This is a genomic window from Streptomyces broussonetiae, assembly GCF_009796285.1.
Classification (GTDB): domain Bacteria; phylum Actinomycetota; class Actinomycetes; order Streptomycetales; family Streptomycetaceae; genus Streptomyces; species Streptomyces broussonetiae.
The window spans coordinates 843141-858226 of sequence record NZ_CP047020.1 but is presented as its reverse complement, the minus strand read 5'-3'; the positions used below and the strand labels follow the sequence as shown (position 1 = coordinate 858226).

The window sequence follows — 15086 nt, the reverse complement described above, 5'->3', positions numbered from 1 at the left end:
CTGGTGCGGATGCGCCGATGCGCGAAAGACGCGCTACGCGCGGCACGTTCGGCAGGCGCGAAGGACGCTAGGCCGTCGGAAGTGTCTCGATCAGGCGTCGAGCCGCGTCCCGGGCCGGCGCTTCCAGCCGGGCGTGCACCGCGCGGAACGTCGTCTCCGCCCCGGCCGCGGGCCAGTCCGCCGGAAGGTGTCGTACGGGCAGGCGGGGGTCGCCGCGGATGACCTGGAGCCACTCGGCGGTCAGCCGCAGGCGCCGTGCGAGGGCGTCCTCACCGGTCGGGTCCGTCGCCGCGAAGGGCCGCCAGGACACGTCGAAGTCGCGGTAGCGGGCGGCCAGTTTGTGAAGATCCCAGGTGTCGTTGATCATCTCGGCGATGTCCGTGCCGATGTCCGCGTGGGCGCGGAAGACCTTCACGTGTGAGGCCAGGCCCAGTTCGGCGACGATCCCGGAGACGTCGACCTCGCCCGGCGCGATCCACAGGCCGTTGAACAGTGCGCCGAAGCCCGCCCACGTCAACTGGGAGCGCAGATCATGCCGTTGGCGTTGCCACGACTCCGGGAGTGAGAAGCCGAGCAGGGTCCAGGTGCCGTCCCAGTCCCGGTTGACCGCGCCGGTCCTCCAGATGCGCCGCTCGCCGTCGCGCAGGATCGCCTCCGAGCGGTCGGTGAGGCCGACGTACGTCCGCCGTCCCTCCCGCCGACGGCAGAGCAGACCGCGGCCGACCATACGGGTGAGGGTGGACCGGGTGGCCTGCTCGCCGACCCCGGCACGCCGGAACACCTCGATGACGCTCCCGGTGTAGACGCACACCCCACGGCCCAGCACCTCGTCGCCGAGGAAGCTGAGCAGGAGGGACTGCGGGCGGGGGATCGGATCGGTCACGCGGATACAGTACGAGGCCCGCAACCCGGCCGACACGCGTCGCTGTGCCCTCGGGCACGTGATCGTGCACTCATGGCTGCCCGTCCGTACCTTTCCCGCGGGGCTGCCGCCTGCGTAGAAAGGCAGGACCCTGCAGGAAGAATCCGACATGCACGCGAAGGAACAGCCGGAGAAGAACCACGGTCAACGGCGCCCGCCGAACGCACAGCGGCAGGCAGCCACGGCGACACGGCCTGCCGGCGGGAGCATGCCCGCGCAGACGGCCGCGGCCCTGCAACGCACCGTCGGAAACGCGGCGGTGACACGGATGATCGAGGAGCAGCGGGGCGATCCGGGCCGTGATCACGAGCCGGCTGTGCAGCGTTCCGCGGTGCACGGCGTGCTGCGCTCGCCCGGGCGGCCACTGGACGAGCCGCTGCGTGCCGAGATGGAGACGCGGCTCGGCGCGGACTTCTCCGACGTCCGCATCCACACGGGCGGCACGGCCCGCGCTTCCGCCACCGAAGTGGGCGCACGGGCCTACACCAGCGGCAACCACATCGTCATCGGAGACGGCGGCGCCGACAAACACACCCTCGCCCATGAACTCACCCACGTCATCCAGCAGCGGCAGGGACCTGTCGCCGGTACCGACAACGGCAGCGGGCTGCGGATCTCCGACCCCGCCGACCGCTTCGAGCGAGAGGCCGAGGCGAACGCGACGCGGGTGATGCAGCGTCGCACGGCGTCCGCCGGTGAGACCCGTGCGGAAACCGGCGAGGCCCACGAGACCGCCCGAGGGGCATCGGGCAGTGAAGTCGTCCAGCGTTACACCACTGTTGAGGATCAGAGCCTCGGACAGATTCATGTCTCCGAGAGCGGGCGCTATGCGATCGATCCCCAGGGCCAACACGTCTGGGTCCGCGACGACGTGCCGGCCGGCGATCTCGCGACGGCTCTGCGGGCCGCCGGTCAGCAGGCGCAGATCGGCGGGCGGACGTACAACCAGTACTGGCTCGGCGGCCCCATCCTTCTCGACTGCCTGCACGCCGCCGAGGAGATCATCAACAACCAGGTGGGCCAACTGGATTGGGGCGAGGGCGAGTACAGCACCATCGACATTCGTTCTCGCGGCAGTGTCCGTACGGAGGCGTTCGGCAAGTCGGACTCGTCCAACCGCCGGCAGGCGCGCAGCTTCGCCGGCGCCCGCAACGAGGCGGCCGACCCGCAGCCCGGCGAAGCCTTCGTGATCGTCGCGACGAAACCGGACGGCACGGAGATGAGCCAGTTCCATGCCGCAGCCGTGGTGGCACGCGACGGCCAGGACTGCATCACCCTGGAGGTCTGGTCCGACAACGGCAATCCGCCGGCCCGGCAGGCCGCGATCGCCGCGATCTACACCGTGGCGGACATGCAGAGATCCTTCCACACGGCCTACGGAGGCGAGGACGCCTACTTCGGGGAGGTCGGCCCCATCACGGTGGTCGTACGCCGCATGGGGACGTAGCCGCACGCGAGCCTGCGTCCAGTGTTCCGGGGCCGGGATGCAACGCCTCACATCTGTGAGGTGTCCGGTGCGGCGGCCTCCAGATCCGCGATGCTGCCCGACATGATCGTCCGCACATGTTCGGTGATGTGCTCCGTGGGCCAGTCCCACCAGGCCACGGCCAGCAACCGGGCGATGTCCTCGTCGCTGTAGCGGGTACGGATGAGGCGGGCCGGGTTGCCGCCGACGATGCCGTAGTCGGGCACGTCGCCGGTGACCACCGCGCCGGTGCCGATGATCGCGCCGTGTCCGATGCGCACGCCGGGCATCACCGTCGTGCCGTGGCCGAACCAGACGTCGTTGCCGACCACGGTGTCCCCTCGGCTCGGCAGCCCGGTGAGCAGGTCGAAGTGGTCGGCCCACGACCCGCCCATGGTGGGGAAGGGGAAGGTCGAGGGGCCGTCCATACGGTGGTTGGCGCCGTTCATGATGAACCGCACGCCCGTGCCCAGCGCGCAGAACTTGCCGATGACCAGCTTCTCCGGCCCGTAGTGGTAGAGCACATTGCGTGTCTCGAACGCGGTCGGGTCGTCCGGGTCGTCGTAGTAGGAGTACTCACCGACCTCGATCAGCGGTGACTTCACCAGTGGTTTGAGCAGCACCACCCGCGGCTGCTGAGGCATCGGATGCAGGACGGTCGGGTCGGCAGGCACAGGCATGGTCGGCGATTCCTCGTCAGGGACGGTCCGTGTCCGAACCATGATCGCTGCACCGTGCCGTCCCGCGACACCGGTTTACCCTCTGGCGCTCCTGCGCCCAAGTACGCGTCGTCGCCGTCGTCTCCGGCGGACACCGCCCCGGTCACTCGCGGGTGTGATCCCCGGGCGCGCCACCCGGATGCGGGCAGCGCCCATCCGGAGACCGGCACCGGCCGGCCGGAGCACCTCTACTCGTGGAACGGAGAGGACACGGAGCCGGATCCGGAGTGATCCCCGCAGCGCAAGGCCGCCTCGGTCAACAGAGGCGCCGCGCTTGCCCTTTGCGGTCCGAGGCGGGAGATCCGGCGGGCACACGAAGTCCAAGGACGCCCGGATCGTCGCCGCCGAGGCAGGGCGTTTCCTGCGCGGCGAGCCGTTGGCCCACTGCGCCAACCCCGAGGTCGGGGGAGGCTGACACGGCTCCGTCCGCCGGGCGGCGGGGAAGGCCCGGGCGGCGGGGACGGCCGTGCGCACGGGACGGCCGGGCAGTCGCCGCTCAGCGGTGCCAGGCCGTCCCGTGCGCCGCGGTGCGGTCGAGGCTCAGTGCCCGGCCGCATCCTCCGGGCGCGCGTGGCGTGGCAGGAGGAACGCGAGCAGGAAAGTGAGGGCGAGCATGCCGTCGACGATCCACAGCACCGTCTTCATCACGGAGCCGAAGCCGCTTTGGAAGGCCGACGACGCAGTGTCCTGCAGTACGGCGGGTATGCGGGCGCCGGCCTGAGGCGAGGTCACGGCGGACCGGGTGTCCTTCTCCAGGCGCGCGCAGGACACGGGGGTCGCGGCGGGGTCCTTGGCGACGGCGCGGTCCGAGGCGCATGCACGCAGGTCCGCCACGACGCGCTCCCGGGCGGCGGGGGCGACGTGCGCGGCGGCCAACTGCCCGCGCAGGCCGTCCGCGTGCTGGTCGACGGCGGTGGCGATCCCGCCGCCCAGCAGACCGAAGAACACGGTGCCGAGGAGCGCGACGCCGAACGCGCCGCCGAGCTGCTGCATCGCGGTCATCGTGCCGGACGCCGAGCCGGTCTCGTGCTGCTCGACGCTGGCGAGCACGATGTCGAAGAACGGCGCCATGAGCAGGCCCATCCCGATGCCGGTGACGAGCAGGGCCGGCACCAGCTGCCAGGGGCCGACGCCGCTGCCCGCCATGTCGAGGGTCAGCCACACGCCGAACACGCCGACCGCCATGACCAGCGCGCCCGCCTGCAGCACGGCCCGCCCGAACCGGGCGACACCCTGAGCCACGCCGAAGCCGACGATCATGCCGCCCGACCAGGGCACCATCACCAGGCCGGCCCTGAGCGGGGAATAGCCGAGGCCGATCTGGGTGTAGAGGTTGAAGACCAGCATGAAGCCCTGCATGGTCGAGAAGAAGACCAGGCCGAGGGCCATGCCGCCGCTGAATCCGCGCTTGCGGAACAGGGTGGGAACGACCAGCGGGTCCCGGCCTGCCTTGCTGCGGCGCGACTCGTACGCGGCGAAGGCGGCCAGGACGACCGCCGAGGCGCCCATCATCAGGAACGTCCACAGGGGCCAGTCGTACTCACGGCCCTGGACCAGCGGGTAGATGATGAGCAGCGCGCCCAGTGAGACCAGGAGCATCCCGGGGATGTCCAGACGCGGCCTGGTGCCGGACCTGCCTCGCGGCAGATAGCGCAGAGCACCGAGGAAGGCCGCGGCACCCAGCGGGAGGTTGATGAGGAAGATCATCCGCCAGCCGGTGCCGAGGTAGTCGGCGTCCACGAGCCAGCCCGCCAGGATCGGCCCGCACACGGCGGACAGTCCCATGACCGGGCCGAACATGCCGAAGGCCTTCTGCGACTCCCGCGGCGGGAACATCTCCTTGATCATGCCGAGGCCCTGCGGCAGCATGACCGCTCCGAACAGACCCTGTACGACCCGGGCGCCGATCAGCATCCCGGGCGACACGGACACCGCGCACAGCAGCGAGCCCACAGTGAAGCCGGCGGCGCCTATCAGGAACATCCGGCGGCGCCCGTGAATGTCCCCGAGCCGCCCTCCGGTGACGAGCCCAACGGCCATCGAGAGGGTGTACGCGGCGGCGAGCCACTGCAGAGTGGAGGCGCCGCCGCCGAGGTCGGCCCGCATGGAGGGGCCGGCGATGTTCGTGACCACGGCGTCGAGGAGATCCATCACCTCGGCCGCGAGGATCACGAAGAGCGCAGCCCAGCGCCATCGGTAGGGCGCCGGTGAGTCGGTGGACGCCTCGGCGGACGCGACACCGGTGGTGGACATCGGAACTCCTCGCGGTAGACAAGCGCCGCGGTGACGACCGCGAGCGTGGTGGGACGGATGGGCGGGCTGCCCTGCTCCGCTGGCAGGGCCCGGCGATGGACGCCCGCGCACAGCGCGGTGAACGCTGTTCACTGTAGCCGAACAGTGCTCACCGGGAGAACGGTGTTCATTAAGATATAGCGCAATCTCCGGACCAAGACAAGATATATCGCGTTCCGCATCGAGTGGATGCACGTCCGCACGAAGGAGAACGGTGTTCTCCCGATGCCTAGACTGTCCTCATGACCGACGCGGCCGCCGGCACCCCCGTACCTCCTCCGCCGTCCCCCTGGGAGCGCGAGCGCCCCGCCCGCGTGCACGTCACACCCGCACGCGCCCCGCTCTCGCGCGAACGGGTCGTCGAGGCCGCCTTCGCCGTTCTGGACCGTCAGGGGCTCGACGGGCTGTCGATGCGGCAGGTGGCCTCCGAGCTGGGGGTCGCGGTCTCCGCCCTCTATGCCCATGTCCGCTCCAAGGACGACCTCCTGGAGCTGATGTACACCCGGCTCTTCGACGGTTTCGAGCTGCCCGAACCCGACCCTGAACGATGGCGGGAGCAGGTGCGGGACTACGCCCGTACCGGACGGCGGCGCCTGCTGTCCCACCGGGACATGGCCCGGGTCTCCATGGTCCACGTTCCCTTCACCGCCGAACTGCTGCCGCACGTCGAGGCGTTGCTGGCCATCTTCCGGACCGCTGGACTGCCCGACCGTATCGCCGCGGAGGCCGGAGACCTCATCTCCACCTACATCGACGGCTTCGTGCTGGAGGAGGGCATGTGGCAGGACCGGGCCGCCCGGCACGGCGGTGACGGTGGTTCACTGGCCAGTCCCGACTGGCACGAGATGGCCGACGAGATGCGGGACTACTTCGCGTCCCTGCCACCGGCGGACTTTCCCCACCTGCGAGCCCTGTCCGGGCTGATCGTGACGGGCTCCTCCGACGAGCGCTTCGACGTGGGTCTGGAGATCATCCTGCGCGGTCTGGCGAGTTACCTGCCGGACTCCACGGCGTCCGAGGGCCAGGACGCCCGCCAGGCTCCGAGCGCAAGCTGACCCCGGCGCCTCACGGCGCCGGGGACGGGGAAGGCTCGGCGAGCACCCGTCGGTGGTGGCGGCATGAGTGCCCTGGCGGCCCGGACCTTCTGCACCGCGCGCCTGGACCTGCTGCCGCTGCGCGTCGAGCACGCCGAGGAGATGTCCGGCGTGCTGTCCGACCCGGCCCTGCACACCTTCATCGGCGGCACTCCGGACACCCCGGAAGCCCTGCTCGCGCGCTACCGGCGCTGGACCGCAGGCTCTCCGGAACTCGCCGTCACCTGGCTGAACTGGGTGATCCGGCTGCGTGACGCGGCCTGCCTGACCGGCACCGTCCAGGCGACGGTCAGCACCTGCGGCCACGCCCCCGTCGCCGAGATCGCCTGGGTGGTGGGGACCCCGTGGCAGGGAAGCGGCATCGCCACCGAAGCGGTCCGAGGGCTTGTCGGCTGGCTCGGCCGGCAGGAGGTGCGCGCTGTCACCGCTCACATCCATCCCGAACACCGGGCCTCCGCCGCCGTCGCCACGGCCGCCGGTCTCACACCAACCGACCAATGGCACGATGGCGAGATCCGATGGCATCGATCCGCGTGCACTGCCTTGGACTTGTGATCCCGGAGAAGAGGGAACCGCAGCGCCCGAGATACCTTCGGCGCATGGCGCATTTCACGGGATGCACGGTGGCTGAATGAGCGAGTGGTGGACCTGCCTGGAGGAGGAGACCCGCCAGCAGGTCGACGAGTATGTGCTCTGCGACCGCATGCTCATGGCGGTCAAGGCCGTGTGGGAAGCGCTGCGCCCTCTCGGGCTGGGCCTGCGTGAGGCGGAGCAAGTGGTCTACGCACGCTACGAGTTCTTCGGTGACCGCGTGCGGCGCAGGCAGCCCGATCCGCTCGACGTCGGCTCACTCGCCGCCCGTGCTGCCTCCCACCCGGGCCGCGTGGTGGCGGTGGAGGCCGTATGGGACGGGGACACCGTCCACGACTGGTTCGTGGTCCTGGTCGCGGTCCTGGACGACCCATCGGGAGAGGGGCACCTGGCGACCGTCCACCGCCGCGCAGGCGGGCCTCCGCCGGGCACTGCTGCCGACGAAGCGGGACGTGCCCTGGCCCGGTACCTCGAAGTGCCGTTCCACTTCGCCTCCCCGGACGTCCCCGACGACGAGGCCCCGCGCCGGCGGACAGTCCATGGTCCGCACGACGGCTAGTCCGCGAATACGGCCCTGCGGGATCTCGCCCGGTGCCCGGACCGGTCTACGACCGTGCGCGACCGCTCCCTGCCCCCCGGCGTCGCGTGGCCCGGTACGGCGTCATGGCCCCGGCGGTCGGCGAACTGTTCGGTGACCGGGAGGAAGCCGCACGCCCCGTCGGGGGCCTGGCCGCGCGCGCTGCGCTGGATCGCACGGGGCGTTCCCGGCCTGTGGGCACACTCGACCTGGTGTGGCCCACCAACCCAAGATCGCTCACCTCACCCTCGGCTTCCGGTCTGACCTGAGCCGTCCGGTCCGGGTCGCCGTCGGTCGGCCAGAAGCAGACCGGCATGCGCGTCCGCGATCGCCTGATCGGTGTCGAGGAGAGCGCGCGGTCACGGAAGCCGACGTCCGGGCCTGCCTCCGCGCGGCGGCGTGCAGCAGGTTGTACTGGTCCTGCATGGACACGAACTGCGTCCAGCCGTACCCCTCCGCGGCCTGCTGCATCTCGGCTGCCCGGCCTGCACCGAGGAGGCGCCGATGGAGCAGGCCTTGCCCGCCCCGACGACGTCGTGCGGAGCCGCCATCGTCTCCTCGACCGGGCCCGCCACCGACCTCACTGGAGATCCTGCCGGTGCACCTCGTTCGCACGGTCGACTTCGGCCATGTGCTCCTCGGCCCAGGCGCGGACCACCGCGAGCGCGCCATCGAGGGACAGGCCGAGTTCGGTGAGCCGGTAGTGCACGCGTGGCGGGACCGCCGGCTCCACCCGACGCGCGACCAAACCGTCCTGGGCCAGGTTCTGCAGGGTCACCGACAGCATCTTCTGCGAGATGCCGGGCATACGACGCAGCAGCTCGCTGAAGCGCACCTCGTGCGGGGACGCCTCCGCCAGGACCTTGACCGCCATCGAGGTCCACTTCGTACCGATCCGGTCGAGCAGCCGGCGCGTCGGGCACTGGGGATCGAACAGATCACCCCGTGCGCCCGCGCGGGCACTTTCGTCCTGCGGGGACACCTCGACAGTCACCTGTGGCTCACCACCTGAAGACGAAGTGCGGTCTTGGCCGCTTCAGCCTAGTTACCTACCGTTCTCTTGTCACCATTGGTTACTCAAGGGAGCAACATGGTCCAGCTGCGCCGGATCACGGTCAACGGCGTCGACCTCCACGTGGCCACGGCCGGACACGGCCCGGCCGTTCTGCTGCTGCACGGCTTCCCGCACTCCTGGCGGCTGTGGACCGACGTCATCGGCGGATTGGCCGAACGGCATCAAGTGATCGCGCCGGATCTGCGGGGCTTCGGCGACAGCGCCCGGCCGAAGGACGGCTACGACGCCGGCACCCTGGCCCTCGACGCGGAAGGGCTGCTGGAAGCGCTCGGCGTGACCTCCGCGGCGGTGGTGGGCATCGACGTCGGCACGCCGCCCGCGTTTCTGCTGGCGATGCGCCGACCGGATCTCGTACGACAGCTGGTGATCATGGAATCGTTGCTGGGCCTCCTGCCCGGCGCCGAGGCGTTCCTCGCCGACGGCCCACCGTGGTGGTTCGGCTTCCACGCAGAACCCGGACTTGCGGAGTCCGTGCTCGTAGGTCATGAGGAGGGCTACATCGGATGGTTCCTCGACCGCGGTACGCCCGTGCGCGGCGTACGGCCGGACGTCCGGGCCCACATCGTCCGGACCTACGTCGGCAAGGAGGCGCTGCGCAGCGCGTTCGGCCCGTACCGGGCGCTGGCGACCACCGACCGGCAGATCCGGGCGGCTCTGGACTCGGCTCGCCTGACCGTCCCCGCGATGACGATCGGGGCCCGTCCCGTGGGCAGCGCGCTCGAACACCAGCTCCGTCCGTACGCCGACGATCTGGAGGCCCACGTCATAGAGGACTGCGGCCACATCATCCCGCTGGACCGCCCCGAAGCACTGCTGGCTCTCCTGACACCGTTTCTCGCCGTGGACCTGCGCGCGGACTTCCCGGCATGATGCCCGTTGACCAGCGACGACACGTGGTGAACGATGACGGCCGTGACCGTTGCGCGTATGCCCAAGCCCCGCTTCGCCGTCCTCGGTGCCGGCAGTATCGGCTGTCATCTCGGCGGCCACCTCGTCGCCGCCGGGCACGACGTGACGTTGATCGGCCGGTCCGCCACGATGGACGTGCTGCGCGAGCGGGGACTCACCCTCAGCAGTTCCGTCCGGCCGCCCGTCCACCTCGCGCCGGACCGGCTGACGCCGGCCACCGGCCCCGAGGCCGCGGCGGACGCCGACTATGTGCTGGTCACCGTGAAGAGCGCCGCCACCGGGGCCGCCGCCCGGGACCTCGCCGCTCATCTCGCCCCCGGCGTCGTCGTCGTCAGCTTCCAGAACGGGCTGCACAACCCCGCCACCCTGCGCGCTGCGCTCCCCGGTCACACCGTGCTGGCCGGGATGGTGCCCTACAACGTGGTGCAGTCCGAGCCCGGTACCGTGCACCAGGGCATGCCGGGCAGGCTCATGACCGAGCCCGACGACGTGCTGTTCGCCGCCTTCCGCGAGGCGGGACTGGCCATCGAGGCCCGTACCGACATGTCCGAAGTGCAGCACGCGAAGCTGCTGATGAACCTCAACAACGCGATCAACGCCCTGTCCGGGCTGCCGCTGCGCGACCAGCTCGGCGGGCGGGACTTCCGCCGCTGCCTGGCCCTGTGCCAGCGAGAGGCCCTCGCCGTCTACCGCGCCGCCGGGATCGCCCCCGCCCGCCTCGGTCCCACCGCGCCCGGCGTCACCCCGTACGTTCTGGGGCTGCCCGACGCCCTCTTCCGCCGGGTGGCGGCAGCGTCCCTGCGGATCGACGCCCACGCGCGCTCGTCGATGTGGGAGGACCTGCAGCGCGGCCGGCCCACGGAGATCGACTCACTGCAGGGCGAGATTGTCGCCCTCGCCACCGCCCACGGACGAAGCGCCCCCGCCAACGCGCGTCTCGTCACGTTGGTGCACGAGGCGGAGTCCACGCCACGCACATGGACGGGACCGGAGCTGTACGCCGAACTGCGCGCCGCACGCTGAACCTCGCGACAACAGCGGTCGGCGGCAGCACCGACGACGGTGCCCGGCAGGCCGGCGTCCCGCGGCCGAGGGCAGCGACGGTATCGGTCCGCCGGGCACAGGCCGGTCACCCCGGCGGTGCCGTGCGGCCTTGGCCGGCGTCAGGCGCGGCGGGCGCGTAGTCGAGGCTGGACGTGGCGGGAAGCCCCGAGTTCCCCTGGCGCGCCGGGCAGTTGCGTCGTAGCACGGCGTTCGACGCAAGCCGAGCAGCTCGCGTCGAAGGGGGACGCGTGCGCCTCGGCGCCCGTACGTTCACTCAGGCGCCGCCGAGATCAGCTCTGCCTCGTCAACTTGATCACCTGGAACACCGCGCCGTGCAGGTCGGCGACGACCGCGAACCGGCCCACCGGGAGGTCGGTCGGCGGGACGAGTACCGAACCACCCAGGGCGGTCACCTTGCCGACCGTCTCCTCCGTGTCGTCCACGGCGAAGTAGACCATCCAGATCGGAGGCATCTGCGGAGGGAAATTCTGTTCGTCCATATTGACCATGCCGCCCACCTCGCGGCCGTCCAGATCCCACTCCGTGTAGGTCGTCTCGCCCATCGGGATCTTCTTCGCGTCCCAGCCGAACACCTCCCGGTAGAACGGGACCGCCGTATCCGGCGTGTGCGTCAGCAGTTCGTTCCAGCAAAAGGAACCGGGCTCGTTGACGATGCCCGCGCCGTGGTGCTTGCCCTCCTGCCACACGCCGAACGCCGCGCCGGAGGGGTCGGCGAACACCGCCGTCGTCCCCGCATCCATGACCTGCATCGGTGGCAGCAGCGTCTGGCCACCGGCCGCCTGGACCGCCGTGGCCGTCGCCGCGGCATCCGCCGTCGCGATGTAGGTCGACCAGCGCGGGCGACCGGGCTGCGTCTGCGGCCCGATCCCCGCCACCGGCTTGCCCCGCAGCGTCATGATCCGGTAGCCGCCGGCCCCCGGCTCTGCTTCCTCCGCCTGCCAGCCGAACAGCGCCGTATAGAACGTCACTGCCTGGTCGGTACGGGGGCTGCCCAGGTCGACCCAGGACGGTGTGCCCGGCTTGTAGGACGTCATCTCCATGGCGCTGCTCCCTCTCGGACGGCTCGGTGCACATCGATCTCGCCCAGCCTTACGGATGGGTGGCGGGTCCGAGCGCGGCAGCCGTCACCCGGCCGGGAGCGGTCCGCAGATTCCACCCGAACAGGCGGCATTCCTGTCGCGTCGGCCACGGACACGGCGCCCGGGGCGGAGGCCGCGCGGAACCCCGCTGGGAGCGGCAGTTCGGCGGACATCACTGCGTGAACCCGTAGTACGGGTCGAGCACCCGTGCACGACCTGTAGGTTGGGGGCGCCCGGCGGGTCTCCGTCCGGCGAAGTGCGAGGCGAGGGGGCGGGCGTTGGGCGTCGTGCTGATGGCACTCGGGGGCACGATATCGGTGCCGGGCGGCGCGCGGGGAACGCGACTGACCGGTGCCGAGATCACCGCGGCCGTGCCGGGCCTGGCGGAACTGGGCGTCCCGGTCGAGGTACGGGACGTGCAGGCCGTACCCAGCGGAGATCTCACCTTCGCGCAGGTTCTCGACGTGGTCGCCATCGCCTCGCGGGCCGTGGCCGACGGCGCCGACGGCGTCGTCGTCACGCAGGGCACCGACACCCTGGAGGAGACGGCGTTCCTGATCGACCTGGTGTGGCCGCACGAGGCGCCGTTCGTGCTGACCGGTGCGATGCGGCAACCGGCCATGGCGGGGGCGGACGGCCCGGCCAACGTGCTCGCCGCCGTGCGCGTCGCCGCAGCGGGGGAGTCGCGTGGTGCCGGCCCACTGGTCGTCCTCAACGACGAGGTGCACGCGGCACGCTGGGTGCGCAAGACGCACAGCACGAACCCGGCGGCCTTCGCCTCACCGAACACCGGCCCGCTCGGACACGTCGTAGAGGGCCGGGTACGGATGCTCCTCGCCGCTCCCCGGCACGAGCCGCTGTCGGCCGCATTCGACCGGGAGCGCCTCGAGGCCGCTCGCGTCGCCCTGCACGTGGTCACCCTGGACGACGACGGTGCCCGGCTCGAGGGGCTCGAGGCCACGTACCAGGGCCTGATCGTCGCCGGTTTCGGCGTCGGCCACGTGCCGGCGGCGCTCGCCCCGCGACTCGGCGCGCTGGCCGAGCGGATGCCGGTCGTGCTGACCTCGCGCACCGGGAGCGGTTCCGTCCTGCGGCACACCTACCACGCACCCGGCTCGGAGGCGGACCTGCGCCGACGCGGCCTGATCGACGGGGCCTTCCTCGACCCGTACAAGGCCCGGGTACTGCTCCGGCTCCTGCTGGCCGCCGGCGCCGGGCCGCAGGACATCGCCGAGGAGTTCGCCTTGCGCGGCTGAGCCCGGTCTTCGGCCCACCGGTGTGACGGGGTGTGCCGCTCGGCTGGGCGGTAGGGGCCGACGAGGTCGGGGGCGATGTCAGACCCGGCCGATACGGTCGTTGCATGAGAGCTTCAGGATCGTTCACCGTCAAAGCGTTCGTCCCGACCGAACTGGTACCGGAACCGGCTGTGTCCACCGGGCTCCCGGTGGGTGTCGCGACGATCGAGAAGCACTTCGAGGGCGACGTCGTCGGCCGCTCGGCGACCCTCTTCACGGCTGCCTTCGACCAGACGACCGGCGTGGGCACCTACGTGGCCATGGAGTCCTTCGAAGGAGCACTGTCCGGCAGGGCCGGCACGTTCAACTTCGTGCACTCGGCGACGACGACCGGCAGCGACCGCACCGCGGAGTTCTTCACCATCGTGCCCTCGAGCGGGACGGGAGAGCTGGCCGGGATCTCAGGTGCCGGAGGCATCGCCGTCGACGCCGATGGAACGCATCGGATCTGGTTCGACTACGAGTTGGTGGCGAGCCGGTGAGGGATGAGGCACAGGGCGCGGGAGCCGTCGGCCTACGTATGTACGAGGCCTTCAACGGGCGGGACTTGGCGGCCCTGGAGACGATTCTCGCGCCGGACTTCGTGAGCCATCCGCTGAGAACGACCGGCGTCGGGGCCGTCGCCGATGCCTGGTCCGCAATGTTCGAGGCCCATCCCGGCATCCGGGTCTGCGTCGAGGACATGCTCGTGGACCGCGACCGGGTCGCCGTCCGCTCCGTGCTGCACGGGCTTTCGGGGCCCAGGCCGGACGGTGCGGAGCCCGGACCCGTCATGATGGAGATCTTCCGTGTCCGGCACGGCCGGATTGCCGAGCTGTGGGGACTGTCCAGCCTCGGCAGACCGGCCGGCTGACGCACGCTCACACAGTGCGGGAGCGCGAAGCCAAGTGACCTGCGCGCCGACCTCGAGCCGGGCCACTACGTCGCCACCGGCTGACGACGCCAGGTCGGTCGGGCCCTTGGCCCTGGTGCGCCTCACTGTGGTGGTCGAGTTCGCCGTCGGGCACGCAACCTGCCCGACACACGGTCAGGTGCTGGAGCCGGCCGGGTCGTCCGTCGTGACGGCGGTCAGTCGTCCGGCCCAGGCCGAGTGGGCGGCCGCGGCCAGCGCCAGTCGCTCACGGGGCGGCTCCGGGCCGACCGGCCGCCACAGGAGGTCGGGGTCACCGCTGGAAGCGCTCCGCGTCCGCAGCGCGACCAGGTCGTCATGGCCCATGAGGTGATGCCGGAACAGCGTGTGGCTGCTGTGCTCCTCGGGGAGCGTCTCAGGTGTCCACCCGTGGTTCTGCAGGCATTCGAGGACGGTCGCCGCATAGCCGGGGGCGCGCGCTGCGGGAAACCACAGCAACCGCTGGCCGGACAGCTCGGGCCAGGTCAGTTCTGGTCGGCCGGCCAGTGGATGCCGCCTGTGCAGGACGACACCGAGCGGTTCGTCGTTGACCGTGCACAGCGTCAGGCCCGAGTCGTCCACGGGGGTGCGCAGGATGCCGAAGGCCAGCGCGCCGGCGCGCAGCAGTCGTACCTGGCTCTGGGAGTCGGCCTGTTCGTAGCCGATCCGTAGGCGCTGACCGTGCGTCATGACCTGCTCGGCTCGGGCCAGGACCGACTGCGGTACGCCTCGGCAGAGGCCGACGGTGGCCGTCAGCGCGACGGCGCGTGCGGCCGCGACGGACGAACGCAGCTCGCCCAGCGCCCGGTTGACTCCACCCAGCACCAGCCGCCCCTGCTCGGTCAGCTCCATACCCCTTGGCAGGCGCTGGAACAGTGGTGTGCCGAGGGAGCGCTCCAGCAGCCGGATCTGCTGGCTGAGGCTCGGCTGGGCGATGTGCAGACGCCGGGCCGCCTCCGTGACCGTGCCGGCCTCGGCGACGGCGACGAAGTAGCGCAGCCGTCGCCACTCCAGGTTCGCAAGGTCGTCCGCGCCCGGCGCACCCCTGTGATCAGCAGCCATAGGCTGCAGCCTATAGGTGTGCCGTCAATGGGTCTTGGCGCCCTGGGCAGGA

The 15086-nt window shown here is 71.1% G+C and carries 16 protein-coding genes; 10 read left to right on the top strand and 6 right to left on the bottom strand.

What is annotated here, in order from left to right:
• Window positions 1-67: 67 nt before the first annotated feature.
• Window positions 68-889 (bottom strand): PaaX family transcriptional regulator, encoded by an 822-nt coding sequence (locus tag GQF42_RS04150; protein ID WP_233273745.1) that lies wholly within the window; start codon window positions 887-889, stop codon window positions 68-70.
• A gap of 142 nt (window positions 890-1031) precedes the next feature.
• On the opposite strand from GQF42_RS04150, the gene GQF42_RS04145 reads away from it, so the two are divergent.
• Window positions 1032-2369: an eCIS core domain-containing protein gene (locus tag GQF42_RS04145; RefSeq protein ID WP_158917734.1), complete on the top strand. Its 1338-nt coding sequence runs from the start codon at window positions 1032-1034 to the stop codon at window positions 2367-2369.
• A 47-nt stretch (window positions 2370-2416) separates the two neighbouring features.
• On the opposite strand, the gene GQF42_RS04140 is transcribed toward GQF42_RS04145, so the two are convergent.
• Window positions 2417-3067, bottom strand: a complete 651-nt coding sequence (locus GQF42_RS04140; RefSeq protein ID WP_158917732.1) for a CatB-related O-acetyltransferase — start codon at window positions 3065-3067, stop codon at window positions 2417-2419.
• A gap of 313 nt (window positions 3068-3380) precedes the next feature.
• On the opposite strand from GQF42_RS04140, the gene GQF42_RS04135 reads away from it, so the two are divergent.
• Complete coding sequence (locus GQF42_RS04135; protein ID WP_158917730.1) at window positions 3381-3521, top strand: hypothetical protein; 141 nt, start codon at window positions 3381-3383, stop codon at window positions 3519-3521.
• A 125-nt stretch (window positions 3522-3646) separates the two neighbouring features.
• Here GQF42_RS04135 and GQF42_RS04130 read toward each other — a convergent pair whose 3' ends face one another.
• Window positions 3647-5359, bottom strand: a complete 1713-nt coding sequence (locus GQF42_RS04130) for an MFS transporter (protein WP_158917728.1) — start codon at window positions 5357-5359, stop codon at window positions 3647-3649.
• 281 nt (window positions 5360-5640) lie between these two features.
• Here GQF42_RS04130 and GQF42_RS04125 point away from each other — a divergent pair, with 281 nt between their 5' ends.
• The 3 genes from GQF42_RS04125 to GQF42_RS04115 all read left to right on the top strand — a co-directional run bounded on the left by GQF42_RS04125 (window position 5641) and on the right by GQF42_RS04115 (window position 7642).
• Window positions 5641-6453: a TetR/AcrR family transcriptional regulator gene (locus tag GQF42_RS04125; RefSeq protein WP_158917726.1), complete on the top strand. Its 813-nt coding sequence runs from the start codon at window positions 5641-5643 to the stop codon at window positions 6451-6453.
• A gap of 63 nt (window positions 6454-6516) precedes the next feature.
• A complete protein-coding gene (locus GQF42_RS04120; RefSeq protein WP_158917724.1) occupies window positions 6517-7047 on the top strand; it encodes a GNAT family N-acetyltransferase in 531 nt (176 codons plus the stop codon).
• Between the two features lie 76 nt (window positions 7048-7123).
• Window positions 7124-7642: a hypothetical protein gene (locus GQF42_RS04115; RefSeq protein ID WP_158917722.1), complete on the top strand. Its 519-nt coding sequence runs from the start codon at window positions 7124-7126 to the stop codon at window positions 7640-7642.
• A 598-nt stretch (window positions 7643-8240) separates the two neighbouring features.
• Here GQF42_RS04115 and GQF42_RS04110 read toward each other — a convergent pair.
• Window positions 8241-8654, bottom strand: coding sequence for a winged helix-turn-helix transcriptional regulator (locus GQF42_RS04110; RefSeq protein ID WP_233273227.1), 414 nt, complete (start codon window positions 8652-8654; stop codon window positions 8241-8243).
• Window positions 8655-8750: 96 nt separating this feature from the next.
• On the opposite strand from GQF42_RS04110, the gene GQF42_RS04105 reads away from it, so the two are divergent.
• Window positions 8751-9605, top strand: coding sequence for an alpha/beta fold hydrolase (locus tag GQF42_RS04105; RefSeq protein WP_158917720.1), 855 nt, complete (start codon window positions 8751-8753; stop codon window positions 9603-9605).
• 33 nt (window positions 9606-9638) lie between these two features.
• Window positions 9639-10667 (top strand): 2-dehydropantoate 2-reductase, encoded by a 1029-nt coding sequence (locus tag GQF42_RS04100; protein WP_233273226.1) that lies wholly within the window; start codon window positions 9639-9641, stop codon window positions 10665-10667.
• Between the two features lie 311 nt (window positions 10668-10978).
• Here GQF42_RS04100 and GQF42_RS04095 read toward each other — a convergent pair whose 3' ends face one another.
• Window positions 10979-11749, bottom strand: coding sequence for a VOC family protein (locus GQF42_RS04095; RefSeq protein ID WP_158917718.1), 771 nt, complete (start codon window positions 11747-11749; stop codon window positions 10979-10981).
• 326 nt (window positions 11750-12075) lie between these two features.
• Between GQF42_RS04095 and GQF42_RS04090 the strand changes: the two genes are divergently transcribed.
• The 3 genes from GQF42_RS04090 to GQF42_RS04080 all read left to right on the top strand — a co-directional run bounded on the left by GQF42_RS04090 (window position 12076) and on the right by GQF42_RS04080 (window position 13936).
• Window positions 12076-13044, top strand: a complete 969-nt coding sequence (locus tag GQF42_RS04090) for an asparaginase (RefSeq protein WP_325100409.1) — start codon at window positions 12076-12078, stop codon at window positions 13042-13044.
• A gap of 104 nt (window positions 13045-13148) precedes the next feature.
• Window positions 13149-13565, top strand: a complete 417-nt coding sequence (locus tag GQF42_RS04085) for a DUF3224 domain-containing protein (RefSeq protein WP_158917716.1) — start codon at window positions 13149-13151, stop codon at window positions 13563-13565.
• Window positions 13562-13936 (top strand): ester cyclase, encoded by a 375-nt coding sequence (locus GQF42_RS04080; RefSeq protein WP_158917714.1) that lies wholly within the window; start codon window positions 13562-13564, stop codon window positions 13934-13936. The genes GQF42_RS04085 and GQF42_RS04080 overlap by 4 nt, the downstream gene beginning before the upstream one ends.
• 174 nt (window positions 13937-14110) lie before the next feature.
• Here GQF42_RS04080 and GQF42_RS04075 read toward each other — a convergent pair whose 3' ends face one another.
• Window positions 14111-15034: a LysR family transcriptional regulator gene (locus GQF42_RS04075; protein WP_158917712.1), complete on the bottom strand. Its 924-nt coding sequence runs from the start codon at window positions 15032-15034 to the stop codon at window positions 14111-14113.
• Window positions 15035-15086 lie beyond the last annotated feature (52 nt).

Coding starts and splice junctions, on each gene's coding strand:
- GQF42_RS04145 (WP_158917734.1), top strand. CDS start 1,032: ATGCACGCGAAGGAACAGCCGGAGAAGAACCACGGTCAACGGCGCCCG.
- GQF42_RS04140 (WP_158917732.1), bottom strand. CDS start 3,067: ATGCCTGTGCCTGCCGACCCGACCGTCCTGCATCCGATGCCTCAGCAG.
- GQF42_RS04130 (WP_158917728.1), bottom strand. CDS start 5,359: ATGTCCACCACCGGTGTCGCGTCCGCCGAGGCGTCCACCGACTCACCG.
- GQF42_RS04125 (WP_158917726.1), top strand. CDS start 5,641: ATGACCGACGCGGCCGCCGGCACCCCCGTACCTCCTCCGCCGTCCCCC.
- GQF42_RS04120 (WP_158917724.1), top strand. CDS start 6,517: ATGAGTGCCCTGGCGGCCCGGACCTTCTGCACCGCGCGCCTGGACCTG.
- GQF42_RS04115 (WP_158917722.1), top strand. CDS start 7,124: ATGAGCGAGTGGTGGACCTGCCTGGAGGAGGAGACCCGCCAGCAGGTC.
- GQF42_RS04105 (WP_158917720.1), top strand. CDS start 8,751: ATGGTCCAGCTGCGCCGGATCACGGTCAACGGCGTCGACCTCCACGTG.
- GQF42_RS04100 (WP_233273226.1), top strand. CDS start 9,639: ATGACGGCCGTGACCGTTGCGCGTATGCCCAAGCCCCGCTTCGCCGTC.
- GQF42_RS04095 (WP_158917718.1), bottom strand. CDS start 11,749: ATGGAGATGACGTCCTACAAGCCGGGCACACCGTCCTGGGTCGACCTG.
- GQF42_RS04085 (WP_158917716.1), top strand. CDS start 13,149: ATGAGAGCTTCAGGATCGTTCACCGTCAAAGCGTTCGTCCCGACCGAA.
- GQF42_RS04075 (WP_158917712.1), bottom strand. CDS start 15,034: ATGGCTGCTGATCACAGGGGTGCGCCGGGCGCGGACGACCTTGCGAAC.